We start from the raw sequence: 13,816 nt of genomic DNA on the forward strand, positions 1-13,816 counted from the left end.
CCGCACCCGGCTGCCACCCGATCATGGACCGGGCGCGGCGGCTTCCCGCCCCGCAGCCCTCCACCGGAGGCGCCGGCCCGGACGTGCCCCGCGACGGACCGCAGGTCCGACGCGACGCCCGCCGAGCTGCGGGGGCGCAAGCCCCCTCGGCGAGGCGGGCGTTCCTTCCCGGCCGGATCGCCCCGGCGGCCCCGCGCAGGCTCACTCGGGCAGGTAGCCGCCGCCGCCCGGGGTTTCGAGCCAGTAGATGTCACCGGCGCCGAGCTCGCGCCTGTCGGCGGAGGCAAGCTCCTCGATGGTGCCGTCCGCCCGGACCACGCGGGTGCGGCCCAGGGCGCCGGGGCTTCCGCCCGCGAGCCCCGGGGGCGGGGTGACGCGGTGGCCCGAGAGCACCGCCACCGTCATCTCCTCGAGGAAGCGGATGCGCCGCGTGGTGCCGTCGCCGCCATGGAACCTGCCGCCGCCGCCGGAGCCGGGGCGCAGGGAGAATTCCTCCAGCAGCACAGGGAAGCGCCATTCCAGCACCTCGGGGTCGGTCAGCCGCGAGTTGGTCATGTGGGTGTGCACGCCGGAGGTTCCGGCATAGCCCGTTCCGTCATTCAGAACACCGGCGCCGGAGCCGCCGCAAACCGTCTCGTAATACTGGTAGGTGGCGTTGCCCCAGGTGGTGTTGTTCATGGTCGACTGCGCCGCCGCCTGTACGCCGAGGGCGAGGAAGAGTGCCGAGGTGACGGCCTGGCTGGTCTCGACATTGCCGGCGATCACCGCCGCGGGGTAGCGGGGCGAGAGCATGGTGCCCGGCGGCAGGATGACCTCGAGCGGCTTCATCACCCCCTCGTTCATCGGGATCGCGTCATCGACGAGGCAGCGGAAGACGTAGAGCACGGCGGCGCGGGTCACCGGCTCGGGGGCGTTGTAGTTGGTGGCGAGCTGGGCCGTGGTCCCGGTGAAATCGATGGTCGCGGTGCGGGCCTCGCGGTCCACCCGCACCTTCACGCGGATCTCGCGCGGGGTGCCGTCGAAGTCGGGGTCCATCGGGTAGACGTACTCGGCGTCCGACAGGGTGGTGATGGCGCGGCGCACGCATTCCTCGGCATTGTCCTGCACGTGACGCATGTAGGCGCGCACCACGTCGAGGCCGAACTGGGTGACCATCCGGCGCAGCTCCTGCGCGCCCTTCTCGCAGGAGGCGACCTGGGCGCGCAGGTCGGCGAGATTGGTCTCGACCGCGCGCACGGGGTAAGGCGCGGAGAGCAGCAGCGCCCGCGTCTCCTCCTCGCGGAAGCGGCCGGCGTCGACCAGCTTCCAGTTGTCGATCAACGCGCCCTCGTCATGGATCGAGCGGCTGTCGGGGGGCATGGAGCCGGGGGTGAGGCCGCCCACGTCGGTGTGGTGGCCGCGGGCGGAGGTGTAGAACAGCACCTCCGTGCCCGCGTCGTTCCAGACCGGGGTGACGACGGTGATGTCCGGCAGGTGGGTGCCGCCGTTGTAGGGGGCGTTGAGGACATAGACATCGCCCGGGCCCATGTCGGGGTTCTGGTCGATGATCGCCTTCACGCTGGCGCCCATGGAGCCGAGATGCACAGGCATGTGCGGGGCGTTGGCGATCAGGTCGCCGGCGGCGTCGAACACCGCGCAGGAGAAGTCGAGCCGCTCCTTGATGGTGACCGAGGCGGCGGTGTTTTCCAGCACCGCGCCCATCTGCTCGGCGATCGACATGTAGAGGTTGTTGAACACCTCGAGCATCACCGGGTCGGCCTTCGTGCCGATGGCGTCGGCGTCGTTTCGCGGGGTGATGCGGGTGAGCTCGACATGGTCATCGGCGGTGATGCGCGCCTGCCAGCCGGGCTCGATGGCGATGGCGGTGTGGGGCTCGACGAGCACGGCAGGGCCGGTCAGCCGGTCACCGGGGCGCATGGCCTCGCGGCGCACGAAGCGCGCCTCCTGCCACTGCCCGCCGGTGAATACCGGGGCTTCCAGCGCCACATCGAGATCGGCCTCGGGGCGGGTGGCTTCCTCGGTGGCGGTCTCGGTGAGGTCGGCCGCCTCGCCGATCGCCTCCACCGAGAGCGCCTCGATGACCAGCGGCTTGTCGCCGGGGTCGAAGCCGAAGCGCTGGCGATGGGCGGAGGCGAAGGCGGCGCGCATGTCACCCTCATCGCCGAAGGGGATCGGCAGGGCGGTGTCGGTGCCCTTCACCTTCAGGTGCAGCCGGGGGGCGAGGCGGATGCGGCCGGCGGCCACGCCCTGGCCCTCCACCTCCATCTGCGCGTCCGAGCCCATGCGGTCGAGATCGGCGGCGGCCTGCAGGCGGGTGTCGGGGGCAAGCTCGGCCTCCAGCGCCTGGGTGCGGCTGGCGCGGATATCCGCCAGCCCCATGCCATAGGCCGAAAGCAGCGAGGCCATGGGGTGGACGAGGCAGGTCTCCATGCCCAGCGTGTCGGCGATGGCGCAGGCATGCTGCGCGCCCGCCCCGCCGAACACGGTCAGGCAGTAGCCCGAGACGTCATAGCCGCGCTGCACCGAGATCTTCTTGATCGCGTTGGCCATGTTCTCGGTGGCGATGCGCAGGAAGCCCTCGGCGACCTCCTCCGGGCTGCGGCCGATCTCCTGCGCCAGCGTCTCGAAGCCGGCGCGCGTGGCGGCAAGGTCGAGGGGTCGGTCGGCCTCGGGGCCGAAGATCGCCGGGAAGAACTCGGGGCGCAGGCGGCCGGTGAGCAGGTTCGCGTCGGTCACCGCCAGCGGGCCGCCGCGGCCGTAGCAGGCGGGCCCGGGGTTGGCCCCGGCACTCTCGGGGCCGACACGCAGGCGCGTGCCGTCGAAGGTCAGGAGCGAGCCGCCGCCCGCCGCCACCGTGTGGATGTTCATCATCGGCGCGGTGATGCGCACGCCCGCCACCTCCGAGTGCAGCACGCGCTCGAACTCGCCGGCGTAGTGGCACACGTCGGTCGAGGTGCCGCCCATGTCGAAGCCGATGATCCGGCCGTGGCCGGCGATGGCGGAGGTGCGCACCGCGCCCACCACGCCGCCCGCGGGGCCGGAGAGGATGGCGTCCTTGCCCTGGAAGAGCCCGGCATCGGTGAGCCCGCCCGAGCTCTGCATGAACATCAGCTTGCCGGCCGTGTCGCCGTCGAAGGCGGCGGCCACGCGGTCGACGTAGCGGCGCAGGATGGGGGAGAGATAGGCGTCGACCACCGTGGTGTCGCCGCGGCTGACCATCTTCATCAGCGCCGAGACCTCGTGGCTCACCGAGACCTGGGTGAAGCCCTCCTCGCGCGCGATGGCGGCGGCGCGGGCCTCGTGAGCGTGGTGCCGGTAGCCGTGCACGAAGACCACGGCGCAGGCGGTGAGGCCGCGGGCGCGGGAGGCGCGCAGCTCGGCGCGCAGCATGTCCTCGTCGAGCGCCTGCTCCACCGTGCCGTCGGCGCGCAGGCGCTCGGAGGCCTCGATCACCTCCCGGTAGAGCATCTCCGGCAGCACGATCTGCCGGTCGAACAGGCGCGGGCGGTTCTGGTAGGCAAGGCGCAGCTGGTCGCGCAGACCCCGGGTGGTCACCAGCACCAGCGGCTCGCCCTTGCGCTCCAGCAGCGCGTTGGTGGCCACCGTGGTGCCCATCTTCACCGCGCCCACCGCGGCGGCGGGGATCGGTGCGTCGGCGCCGAGGCCGAGGAAGTCGCGGATGCCCTGCAGGGCGGCGTCGGCGTAGCGCTCGGGGTTTTCCGAGAGCAGCTTCGCGGTGGAGAGGCGGCCCTCCGGGTCACGCGCGACGATGTCGGTGAAGGTGCCGCCGCGATCGATCCAGAAGTCCCAGGCTGACATGAAGATGCTCCCCGTCTTGACGTTGCGCATCCGGTCTAGTCAGTCTCGCGGGGCTTGGCAATTCGGAGGCGGGGGCAGATGGAGATACGCGATGCTGCGGCGCGGGACGCGGAGGCGATGGCCGCGATCGTGAACCGCGAGATCCGCGAGAGCACCGCCACCTGGACGACCGAGGAGCGCAGCCCGGCCGACATGGAGGCCTGGATCGCGGAGCGCCGCGCGCAGGGCTATCCCGCGCTGGTGGCCGAGGCCGGGGGCAGGGTGGTCGGCTACGCCGGCTGCGGGCCGTTTCGCAGCTTTCCCGGCTACCGGCTCACGGCCGAGCACAGCGTCTACGTGAGCCCGGAGGCGCAGGGCCTCGGCGCCGGCCGCGCGCTGATGGCCGCGGTGGAGGCGGCGGCCCGGGCGCGCGGCCTGCATGCGCTGGTGGGCGGCGTGGGCTCGGAGAACACCGCCTCGCTCGCCTTCCACCGCGCGCTGGGCTTCACCGAGGCCGGGCGCCTGCCCGAAGTGGGCCGGAAGTTCGACCGCTGGCTCACCCTCATCCTGATGCACAAGCTGCTGGTCTGAAAGGGCGATCACGCCCGGCCCACGGCATCGTGTAACGGTCGGTTCACCGCGGCGTCGGTTCCGTGCTTTCGAAGCGCGGCCCGATCTGTCACTCTGGAGGCGAGAGAGGGCAGGTGCGGCGGAACCGTGCCGGGGCCCGCAAGCCGCCGTATCGTCGCGCCGCAGGGTGCGGCTCCCTGCTGGGTGAGGACCCCCCGGAATGTCGATCTGGACCCGCATTGCCGAAGCCCTGTCCGCGCTCGCGGGCGGCGGCTCGCTGGCGGACGTGCTGGCGAAGCTGCGCACGCCGCCGGAGCAGAGCGTGGCCTTCACCATCGCGGTGATCGCGCTGGGCGCCAAGATGGCCAAGGCCGACGGCCATGTGACCCGGCGCGAGGTCGAGGCCTTCCGCGAGGTGTTCCGCATCGCGCCGGAAGACGAGGCCCAGGCGGCCCGCGTCTACAACCTCGCCCGCCAGGACGTGGCCGGCTTCGAGCTCTACGCCGACCGCATCGCCCGGATGTTCCGCGGCCGCCCGCAGGTGCTCGAGGACCTGCTCGAGGGCCTGTTCCACATCGCGCTCGCCGACGGCGACTATCACCCGGCCGAGGACGCCTTCCTGCGCGAGGTCGCCCGCCGCTTCGCCCTCGACCCCCGGGTGTTCCGCTCGCTGCACGCGCGCTACCTGCCCGATGTCACCCCCGACCCCTACGACGTGCTCGGCGTCGAGCATTCCGACGACATGCGCACCATCCGCGCCCGCTGGCGCGCGCTGGTCCGCGACACTCACCCGGACCGCCTGGTGGCCCGCGGCGTGCCCGAGGAGGCGATCACCCTCGCCACCCGCCGCCTCGCCGCCATCAACGAGGCCTGGGAAGCCATCCAGCGCGAACACGCCCCGGCCTGAGCCGGGCTGCGACGCCGACGCAGCGCCTGACCCGGCGATCGTCGCCTCGGCCCGGCCGGGCCAGCGCGGCCCGCGTGTCGGGCGGGACACGGGCACCTGCCCTCGGGCCGGGAGGCATGGGCCCCGGTGCCCGATGACCCGCTGCCCGGCAATCCGTTCTGCCGCGCATGGTCGGCCCGCCTCGCGGATGGGCCTCCCGCTTCCCGGCCCGAAACGGCGAGGCCTCATGCGGAGCGGCACCCGGATCGCGGTCCCGGCCGGCTGCGCGGCAAAGCCGGTCGGCGGGCAGGTGCCTCTCCCCGAGCCGTCCCTTCGGGGACCCTGCGACGACCCTGCGACGGGCCTGCGACGGGCCGCCCGGATATTGCGCAGATGCGCCGGGCGTGCCCTCGCGGCATTCCCTGCGCCGTGCCCCGCAGGGGCGCGGCCCGGCCCAACGCGGAGCGGTCCTCCGCGCCAGCGGAGACCGGCGGAGAGGCGGGAGGCCCACGTCTGCGTCCCCACATCGGGGCAGGGCGCTCCCGCCCGCTCCGGTCGGGCGGGTCAGGGTCACGCGCGGTGTCACCGGCACTCCGGGGGGAATGGCATTCGGCAGCCTCGCCAGGTCACAGGCGTCGCGCCAGGGGGGCGGGGGGCTCCCGCCTGCTCTGGTCGGGCGCCTGCGGCGCCCTTCCGCGCAGTTGGGCCGGGCCGAGGGCCGTGCCCTCGGCGGCTCCGGCTCTGCGGCAAGGTGCGGGGAGGGATGGTTGCGTCGGGGCGGAGGCGGTGCAGCCCCCCGAGCCGCGGGGATGGCCCGGCCCGGGGTGCGGCGATGGTGGCCGTGGCGCCGAGGCCGGCCGGGGTGCCGCCTTCCGCCGGGCTGTTTCGGTGCCGGGATCGCAGGCGCCGGGCCGGGCCTGACGCCCCACCGCGCCGCGTACCGGGCGGGGCGATGCGGCCGCAGCCGGGCTCAGTGCTCCGGTGGGTTGGCGGCGAAACGAGCCTTCGCGTCCGGGCTCGCCTCGGTCTGGTGCCTGTCGCGCCACTCCTCGTAGGGCATGCCGTAGACGATCTCGCGGCCCTCGTCCTTGCTCATCTCGATGCCGCGCTCGTTGGCGGCTTCCTGGTACCAGCGGCTCAGGCAGTTGCGGCAGAAACCGGCGAGATTCATCATGTCGATGTTCTGCACGTCGCTGCGCGTGCGCAGGTGCTCGACCAGCCGGCGGAAGGCGGCGGCCTCGAGTTCGGTGCGGGTGGTCTCGTCCATCAGTCTTCTCCTGCTCGGTAGGCGGCGATCACGTCGCGCAGCGGGCCGGCGAGCTTGCCCGCCCAGAGCGCCTCGCCCTCGGGGGTGGAAATGAGGTCGTTGCGCAGCTCGATCAAGACATGCGGCAGCTCGCGCCCCAGCCCGTGCCGGCTCATCGTATCGCCCTCGAGCGCGCCGGAATAGGGCTCGTTGTCGCCGATCTCCAGGCCCGGCTCGGCGCGCAGCCGGGCGATCAGCCGCTGCGCGATGCGCCCGTCGCGGTTCCACAGCACCGAGAACTGCCAGGGCCGGAAGGGCTTGCCGCGCAGCTGCGCGGTCATCGAGTGGATCGAGACCAGCACCGGCTGGATGCCGCGCAGGGCCAGCGCGTCGAGCCGCCCGGTGATCGCGGTATGGTAGGGGTCGTAGTAGAGCGCGCGGCGCCGGGCCACCTCTGCCTCGGAAATGCCGCGGTTGCCGGGGATGATGGTGCCGTCATAGAGCTGCATCACCAGCGTGGGATCGTCGGGCCCGCGGTTGGGGTCGATCACCAGGCGCGACTGGCGGGTGAGAATCGCCGGCGCGTCGAAGGCGGCGGCCAGCGCCAGCGTCACGCCGCGTGCGCCGGGGTCCCAGGCGATGTGGCGGGCGATCTCCTCCGGCGGCAGGCCGAGGTCGCCCTCCGGCATGGCGTTGGAGGCGTGATCGCACAGGAAGAGCAGGCCGGGGGCCCCCTCCGCGTTCACGAATTCGACGGGTTCATGTGCTTTGTGGGATGCGCTCATCATGGCAGCGAGACATGCCGCGAAACCACGCAGCCGGCAAGGAACTGAGGAAGGAAATTGCAAAAAAGCAAGGATATGTCGCTCGGCTTTCCTTCACTCATTCAGCAAACCGTGTTTATAAACGCAGCGCCCGGCCTCCGCGCCCCTATCTGACAGGATTGCACGATGCGACGTAACCGTAATGTAAAGGTGGTGGCCACGCTCGGCCCGGCCTCCAGCACCCGAGAAGTCATCCGCGATCTGTTCGAGGCCGGCGCCGACGTGTTCCGCCTCAACATGTCGCATGGCACGCAGGACGATATCCGCGAACGGCACCGGCTGATCCGCGAGATCGAGCTCGAGCTCGAGCGCCCGATCGCCATCCTCGCCGACCTGCAGGGCCCCAAGCTGCGCTGCGGCACCTTCGCCAACGGCCGCGAGACGCTGGAGATCGGCGCGCGCTTCCGCTTCGACATGGACGAGGCCGAAGGCACCGCCGAGCGCGTGCGCCTGCCGCACCCGGAGATCTTCAAGGCCCTGCAGCCCGGTGCCACCCTGCTGGTGAACGACGGCAAGATGCGCTTCAAGGTGCTCGAGTGCGATGGCTCCTCGGCCGAGACCGAGGTGATGGTCGGCGGCGAGATCTCCGACCGCAAGGGCGTGAACGTGCCGGACGTGATCCTGCCGCTCGCCGCCCTCTCCAAGAAGGACCTCTCCGACCTCGAGTTCGCCTGCAAGCTGGGCGTGGACTGGCTGGCGCTGAGCTTCGTGCAGCGCGCCGAGGACGTGGAGGAGGCCCGGGCCCTGGTGGGTGACCGCGCGCTGATCATCTCCAAGATCGAGAAGCCCGCCGCGGTGCAGAACTTCGATTCGATCCTCGCGGCCTCCGACGGCATCATGGTGGCGCGCGGTGACCTGGGCGTGGAACTCCCCGTCCAGTCGCTGCCGCCGATCCAGAAGCGCCTGGTGCGCGGCTGCCGCGCGGTGGGCAAGCCGGTGATCGTGGCGACCCAGATGCTGGAGAGCATGATCACCTCGCCGGTGCCGACGCGCGCCGAGGTCTCGGACGTGGCGCAGGCCATCTACGAGGGTGCGGACGCGGTGATGCTCTCGGGCGAATCCGCCGCCGGGCAGTACCCGGTCGAGGCGGTGAAGACGATGAACAACGTGGCGGAATCGGTCGAGTCCGACTCGATCTACCGCAGCGTGATCGAGGCCTCGCGCTCCTCCAAGCACGGCAGCACCTCCGACGCCATCACCGCCGCCGCGCGCGAGGTGGCCGAGACCACCGACGTGCGCGCCATCGCCTGCTTCACCCACTCGGGCACCACCGCCCAGATGGTGAGCCGCGAGCGCCCGCGGGTGCCGATCCTGGCGCTCACGCCGATCGTGACCACGGCGCGCCGCCTGTGCCTCGTCTGGGGCCTGCACTGCGCCAAGACCGACGAGGTCGACCGCTTCAAGCATGCCGTCATCCTCGCCGCGCGCATCGCCCGCGGCCATGGCTTCGCCACCGAGGACGACCGCATCATCGTGACCGCCGGCGTGCCGTTCAACGTCTCCGGCTCCACGAACATCCTGCGCATCGCCCCGGTGCGCGAGAAGGCGATCTTCGAGGGCGAGCCGGAGTAAGCTGGCCCTTGCCAACGGCCGGGCTTGCGCTTATAAGCCCGGCTTCCGAACCGGGGCAACCGGCCGAAAGGGCTGCCGTGCTGCCTCAGAACATTCTCTGAATCGGAGACCGAAATGCCCAAGATGAAGACCAAGTCGAGCGCGAAGAAGCGCTTCAAGGTGACCGCGAACGGCCACGTGAAAGTGGCCCAGGCCGGCAAGCGCCATGGCATGATCAAGCGCACCGCGAAATTCATCCGCAACGCGCGCGGCACCACGGTGCTGAGCGACCAGGATGCAAAGATCGTCAAGGGCTTCCTGCCCTACGGCCGCTGAGGAGCTTGAGACATGGCACGAGTTAAACGCGGCGTTGTCACCCACGCCAACCACGCAAAGATCCGCAAGGCTGCCAAGGGCTACTACGGCCGCCGCAAGAACGTCATCCGCGTTGCCAAGCAGGCCGTGGACAAGGCGCTCCAGTACCAGACCCGCGACCGCAAGACCCGCAAGCGCAATTTCCGCGCCCTGTGGATCCAGCGCATCAACGCGGCGGTGCGGGCGCATGACGAGAGCCTGACCTATTCGCGCTTCATCAACGGGCTCGCGAAGTCCGGTGTGGAAGTCGACCGCAAGGTGCTGGCGGACCTCGCCGTGCACGAGCCGGCGGCGTTCAACGCGATCGTCGAGAAGGCCAAGGCCGCCCTGGCCTGATCGCCTCCGCGACCGACGAGATGAAAGACCCCGGCAGGCGCTCCTGCCGGGGTCTTTTCGTATCTCAAGGGAAGACCGGGGGAGGCGCGCCTCCCCCGGACCCCCTGCGCTCGGGCGCTGACCTCCGGGCGGGGCGCATGTGGCAGGCGCTAGTCGGCGCGGGGCATCACGGTGGGCAGGGGCTCGGCGCGGGCGCCGCGCTGGTTGCGCAGGCGGAAGCGGCTCTGGTATTCGCGGCGCTGCCGGGCGCTCTCGTAGAGCACGATGCCGGAGCAGGTGCCGAGGTTCAGGCTCTCGATCATGCCGAACATCGGGATGGCCACGCACATCGCGCTGCGCTCCACCGCGAGGGGGGAGATGCCGCGCTTCTCGTTCACGTTGCGGACCACCGTGCCGATGTTCTTCACGTCTCGCGTTCGATGACAACGATCAGGTTCTTGCAGCGGAAGGCCCGGATGGCGGTGGCGCGGGCGCGCACGCCTTCCCGCGCCTGCGCACCGGTGCCCGGCGACTGCGCTTCGTGCGACTGCGTTGTGTCCTGCGCATCCATGATCGGCCTCCGGCGATGGCATCCCTTCGCGGAAATACCATCACCGGATCGGTGCGCATACCCCTGGCGGACGCTCAGCGCCGGGCGATGATCCACACCGCGTGCACGATGCCGGGGATGTAGCCCAGCAGGGTCAGCAGGATGTTGATCCAGAAGGCACCGCCAAGGCCCACCTGCAGGAACACGCCCAGCGGGGGCAGGAGGATGGCGATCAGGATGCGGATGAGGTCCAAGGGTCTTGTCTCCGGTTGGTGATGTCGTCTGCTGTCGGGCAGGAAACGCCCCGGGGGCCGCCGAAGTTCCGGCGCGCGGCTTGTCATCGCCCCCCGCGGGGGCCTAGATAGCCGCGAGGATTTCCTGGAAGGAGGGCCCGCCATGCAGGGCACGAAGGCCGATCTGATGCGCGGGCTGTGGTATGTCGCGGCCCCCGGCCGGGCGGTGAAACCCGGCAAGATGCTGGCAAAGACGCTGCTGGGCGAGCCGGTGCTGATCTGCCGCAAGTCCGACGGCGGGGTCTTCGCGCTGCGCGACGCCTGCCCGCACCGCGGCATCCCGCTGCGCTACGGCTCCTTCGACGGCACCACCGTGCAGTGCTGCTACCACGGCTGGCGCTTCGGCGAGGGCGGCGTGTGCACCGAGATCCCCTCGCTCGCGCCGGGCCAGCGCATGGACATCGCCAAGATCAACACCGGCGACTATCCTTGCGTGGAGCAGCAGGGCGTCATCTGGATGTTCTTCGGCGAGAAGGGCGAGAAACCCTCCGCCCCGCCGCCGCGCTTTCCGCATTTCGACAAGGCTCCGGACGAATACGTCTCCATGCCCTTCGACTGCTCGGCCGACCACGCCGCCTTCGGGCTGATGGACCCCACCCATGCCGCCTTCGTGCACACCTCCTGGTGGTTCAAGAAGGATGCGACCACGCTGAAGGCGAAGGAGAAGCATTTCGCCCCCTCCGAGCTCGGCTGGTCGATGGTCCGCCACCAGGTGCCGGGGCGCAACGTGGCCTACCGCCCACTCGGCCGCGAGGTGGAGACGCAGATCTCCTACATGCTCCCCGGTCTGCGCATCGAGGAGATCGCCGGCGAAAAGCACCAGGTGGTCTCGGTCACCGCCATCACCCCGCTCACCGACAGCACCACCGAGGTGATCCAGCTGATCTGGTGGTCGATGCCCTGGATGACGCCCTTCAAGCCGCTGCTGCGCCACCTCGCGAGGGTGTTCATCGACCAGGACCGCGCCGTGGTGCAGAAGCAGAAGGAAGGGCTGGAGCACAATCCGCGCCTGATGCTGATCCCCGATGCCGACACCCAGGCGAAATGGTGGATGCGCATGAAGGACGAATGGGTGGCCCACCGCCGCGACGACCGCGAATTCCGCAATCCCATCCGCGAGACCGTGCTGCGCTGGCGCAGCTGAGGCGCATGGCGGCGGCTGCCGCAAGAGCTCCCCTCCCGGCCAGTGCTGCCACATGGAAAAGGCCACCGGGCGCGTGCACTGCCACTGAACGCCGGGCGGCGGGGCATCCGTGCCGCCGCTGCGGGCGGCACGGGGGTGCCGGGCTCAGTGTGCCAGCATCTCCTGCACGATCTCCCCGGGCGAGAGGGCGGCAGGGTAGTAGGTCGGCCAGTTGGTGACCTCTTCCAGCAGGGCGGCCCGGTCGTCGCCCATATAGATGTGGTAGTGGTCGGCCTTCGCGGGCGCGATGCGGTGGTCGCTGAACTGGATGAAGGCCGGGGCGGCGGCGTCGCCGGCGGTCCTGGCGAAGATGAAGCGCACGCCGCGGTTTCCGGCCTTGTAGGTGAGCACTTCCAGCCCGTCGGAGGCGTATTCGCCGCTGAGGGCCCCCTCGGGGCCGTGGAAGGTCACGGTGCTGCCGCGGATCTCGATCCGCGCGACATCGGTGGCATAGCCGGTGTCGTAATAGGCGCGGTATTCGGCGGCGGACTTGTCGCCATGCGCGGCCTTGTCGGCCATCACCGGGTCGAGCGTGCCGTCCTGCAGCAGCGGGTAGACCGACTGCCACGCCCCCTCCCAGTCGGAAAGCGGGCGGGGGGCGACCTGCGCATCGTCGAAATACCCTCGGTAGATCGCGTCGTCATGGGCGTGGGCATGCGCCTCGTCATGGGCGTGGGAATGGTCATGCGCGTGGTCGTGGCCGGCGGCGCTGTCCTGCGCGCGGGCCGGGGCGGTGACGAGCAGCATGGCGGCCGCCAGGGCTGCTGCGGGGGCGATCAGGACTTTCTGCATGGGGGTCGGGGCCTCCTCGGGTCGGGGATTCATGAATAGTAATGTTATAACATTACGTATACCGCGAATAGCCGGGGCGGGACGCGATGACAAGGCGGCGGTGCGGCGGAGTGCGTTTTCGTCGCGCCCCGGCGCCCCCGGCCTTGAATTCCGCCCCGCCTGTGGTAGGCGGATGCCGGATGGAATTCACTGAGGAGAGGCGGGCATGGACGGGCTCGACACCCTGCGCGGCCGGTATCTCGGCGCCATCGCCGATGCGGCGGACGAAGCGGCGCTGGAGGCGGTGCGCCTCGCAGCGCTTGGCAAGAAGGGCGAGGTGAGCCTGAAGATGCGCGAGCTCGGCCGCATGAGCCCCGAGGAGCGCCAGTCCGCGGGCCCGGCGCTCAACGCGCTGAAGGACGAGATCGCCTCCGCCATCTCCGCCGCCAAGGCCGGGCTGCAGGACGCGGCGCTGGCCGAGCGGCTGCGGGCGGAGTGGCTCGACGTCACCCTGCCGCCGCGCCCCGCGCAGACCGGCACCATCCATCCGATCTCGCAGGTGACCGAGGAAGTGGCCGCCATCTTCGGCGATCTCGGCTTCGGCGTGGCCGAGGGGCCGCAGATCGAGACCGACTGGTACAATTTCGACGCGCTGAACATCCGCCCCGAGCACCCGGCCCGCACCGAGATGGACACGTTCTACATGCACCGTGCCGAGGGCGACAACCGCCCGCCGCACGTGCTGCGCACCCATACCTCGCCGGTGCAGATCCGCGCCATGCAGGCCCAGGGCGCGCCGATCCGCGTGATCGCGCCCGGCCGGGTCTATCGCTCCGACTTCGACCAGACCCACACGCCGATGTTCAACCAGGTCGAGGGGCTCGCCATCGACCGCGACATCTCCATGGCGAACCTGAAGTGGGTTCTGGAGGAATTCTTCGCCGCCTTCTTCGAGGTCGACGGGGTGGAGACCCGCTTCCGCGCCTCGCATTTCCCCTTCACCGAGCCCTCGGCGGAAGTGGACATCCGCTGCTCCTGGGCCGGCGGGCAGCTGCGCGTGGGCGAGGGGGACGACTGGCTCGAGGTGCTGGGCTCGGGCATGGTGCACCCGCATGTGCTGCGCTCGGGCGGCATCGACCCCGAGCAGTGGCAGGGCTTTGCCTTCGGCATGGGGATCGACCGGATCGCGATGCTGAAATACGGCATCCCCGACCTGCGGGCCTTCTTCGACTCCGACCTGCGCTGGCTGCGCCACTACGGCTTCTCGGCGCTGCAGACCCCCACGCTCTACGCCGGCCTCGGCGCCTGAACCCGGCCGGGGGATGCCCGCGGCGCCGAGGGGGCCTCGCGGCCCCCGCAGCTTCGCGGGCATGGCGAAGGCCCCGAAGGGCCTCCGCCGCGCGGGGCCCGCGGGGTTGGGGCTTGCGTCCCGTCGCCGCACGGCTAGTCTCTCC

The 13,816-nt window shown here is 70.9% G+C and carries 14 protein-coding genes; 7 read left to right on the forward strand and 7 right to left on the reverse strand.

Features of this window, described 5'->3' with window-relative positions; genetic code table 11:
* Window positions 1-201: 201 nt before the first annotated feature.
* Window positions 202-3,819, reverse strand: coding sequence for a hydantoinase B/oxoprolinase family protein (locus D3P35_RS13355; protein WP_118135309.1), 3,618 nt, complete (start codon window positions 3,817-3,819; stop codon window positions 202-204).
* A 78-nt stretch (window positions 3,820-3,897) separates the two neighbouring features.
* Here D3P35_RS13355 and D3P35_RS13360 point away from each other — a divergent pair, with 78 nt between their 5' ends.
* Together D3P35_RS13360 and D3P35_RS13365 are read left to right on the forward strand one after the other, a co-directional pair.
* Complete coding sequence (locus tag D3P35_RS13360) at window positions 3,898-4,389, forward strand: GNAT family N-acetyltransferase (RefSeq protein WP_118135232.1); 492 nt, start codon at window positions 3,898-3,900, stop codon at window positions 4,387-4,389.
* Between the two features lie 199 nt (window positions 4,390-4,588).
* A complete protein-coding gene (locus D3P35_RS13365) occupies window positions 4,589-5,275 on the forward strand; it encodes a molecular chaperone DjiA (RefSeq protein WP_118135233.1) in 687 nt (228 codons plus the stop codon).
* A 949-nt stretch (window positions 5,276-6,224) separates the two neighbouring features.
* Here the strand turns inward: D3P35_RS13365 and D3P35_RS13370 are convergent.
* Both D3P35_RS13370 and D3P35_RS13375 read right to left on the reverse strand, forming a co-directional pair.
* A complete protein-coding gene (locus D3P35_RS13370) occupies window positions 6,225-6,521 on the reverse strand; it encodes a DUF1244 domain-containing protein (protein WP_118135234.1) in 297 nt (98 codons plus the stop codon).
* The gene (locus tag D3P35_RS13375; RefSeq protein WP_370031268.1) at window positions 6,521-7,246 is read right to left on the reverse strand and encodes an N-formylglutamate amidohydrolase; all 726 of its coding nucleotides are present in this window, start codon (window positions 7,244-7,246) and stop codon (window positions 6,521-6,523) included. The genes D3P35_RS13370 and D3P35_RS13375 overlap by 1 nt, the downstream gene beginning before the upstream one ends.
* Window positions 7,247-7,450: 204 nt before the next feature.
* On the opposite strand from D3P35_RS13375, the gene pyk reads away from it, so the two are divergent.
* The 3 genes from pyk (at window position 7,451) to rplT (ending at window position 9,586) form a co-directional block, all read left to right on the forward strand.
* Complete coding sequence (gene pyk / locus D3P35_RS13380; RefSeq protein ID WP_118135235.1) at window positions 7,451-8,896, forward strand: pyruvate kinase; 1,446 nt, start codon at window positions 7,451-7,453, stop codon at window positions 8,894-8,896.
* 114 nt (window positions 8,897-9,010) lie between these two features.
* Window positions 9,011-9,211, forward strand: coding sequence for a 50S ribosomal protein L35 (gene rpmI / locus D3P35_RS13385; protein ID WP_118135236.1), 201 nt, complete (start codon window positions 9,011-9,013; stop codon window positions 9,209-9,211).
* Window positions 9,212-9,223: 12 nt separating this feature from the next.
* Window positions 9,224-9,586 (forward strand): 50S ribosomal protein L20, encoded by a 363-nt coding sequence (gene rplT / locus D3P35_RS13390; protein ID WP_118135237.1) that lies wholly within the window; start codon window positions 9,224-9,226, stop codon window positions 9,584-9,586.
* 149 nt (window positions 9,587-9,735) lie between these two features.
* Here rplT and D3P35_RS26545 read toward each other — a convergent pair whose 3' ends face one another.
* From D3P35_RS26545 to D3P35_RS13400, 3 genes are all read right to left on the reverse strand, one after another.
* Window positions 9,736-9,993: a TrmH family RNA methyltransferase gene (locus D3P35_RS26545; RefSeq protein ID WP_198670616.1), complete on the reverse strand. Its 258-nt coding sequence runs from the start codon at window positions 9,991-9,993 to the stop codon at window positions 9,736-9,738.
* Window positions 9,990-10,136, reverse strand: a complete 147-nt coding sequence (locus D3P35_RS26550) for a hypothetical protein (RefSeq protein ID WP_198670617.1) — start codon at window positions 10,134-10,136, stop codon at window positions 9,990-9,992. The genes D3P35_RS26545 and D3P35_RS26550 overlap by 4 nt, the downstream gene beginning before the upstream one ends.
* A gap of 74 nt (window positions 10,137-10,210) precedes the next feature.
* On the reverse strand, window positions 10,211-10,369 hold the full coding sequence (locus D3P35_RS13400) for a YqaE/Pmp3 family membrane protein (protein ID WP_118135239.1): 159 nt from the start codon (window positions 10,367-10,369) through the stop codon (window positions 10,211-10,213).
* A 142-nt stretch (window positions 10,370-10,511) separates the two neighbouring features.
* Here D3P35_RS13400 and D3P35_RS13405 point away from each other — a divergent pair, with 142 nt between their 5' ends.
* Window positions 10,512-11,552 carry an aromatic ring-hydroxylating dioxygenase subunit alpha gene (locus D3P35_RS13405; protein WP_118135240.1) on the forward strand — a complete coding sequence of 347 codons (1,041 nt, stop codon included), beginning with the start codon at window positions 10,512-10,514 and terminating at the stop codon, window positions 11,550-11,552.
* A gap of 144 nt (window positions 11,553-11,696) precedes the next feature.
* Here the strand turns inward: D3P35_RS13405 and D3P35_RS13410 are convergent, their stop codons facing one another.
* Window positions 11,697-12,383: a metal-binding protein ZinT gene (locus D3P35_RS13410; protein WP_118135241.1), complete on the reverse strand. Its 687-nt coding sequence runs from the start codon at window positions 12,381-12,383 to the stop codon at window positions 11,697-11,699.
* 205 nt (window positions 12,384-12,588) lie between these two features.
* Here D3P35_RS13410 and pheS point away from each other — a divergent pair, with 205 nt between their 5' ends.
* The gene (pheS, locus tag D3P35_RS13415) at window positions 12,589-13,671 is read left to right on the forward strand and encodes a phenylalanine--tRNA ligase subunit alpha (RefSeq protein ID WP_118135242.1); all 1,083 of its coding nucleotides are present in this window, start codon (window positions 12,589-12,591) and stop codon (window positions 13,669-13,671) included.
* Window positions 13,672-13,816 lie beyond the last annotated feature (145 nt).

The organism is Oceanicella sp. SM1341 (genome assembly GCF_003448965.1).
GTDB lineage: Bacteria > Pseudomonadota > Alphaproteobacteria > Rhodobacterales > Rhodobacteraceae > Paroceanicella.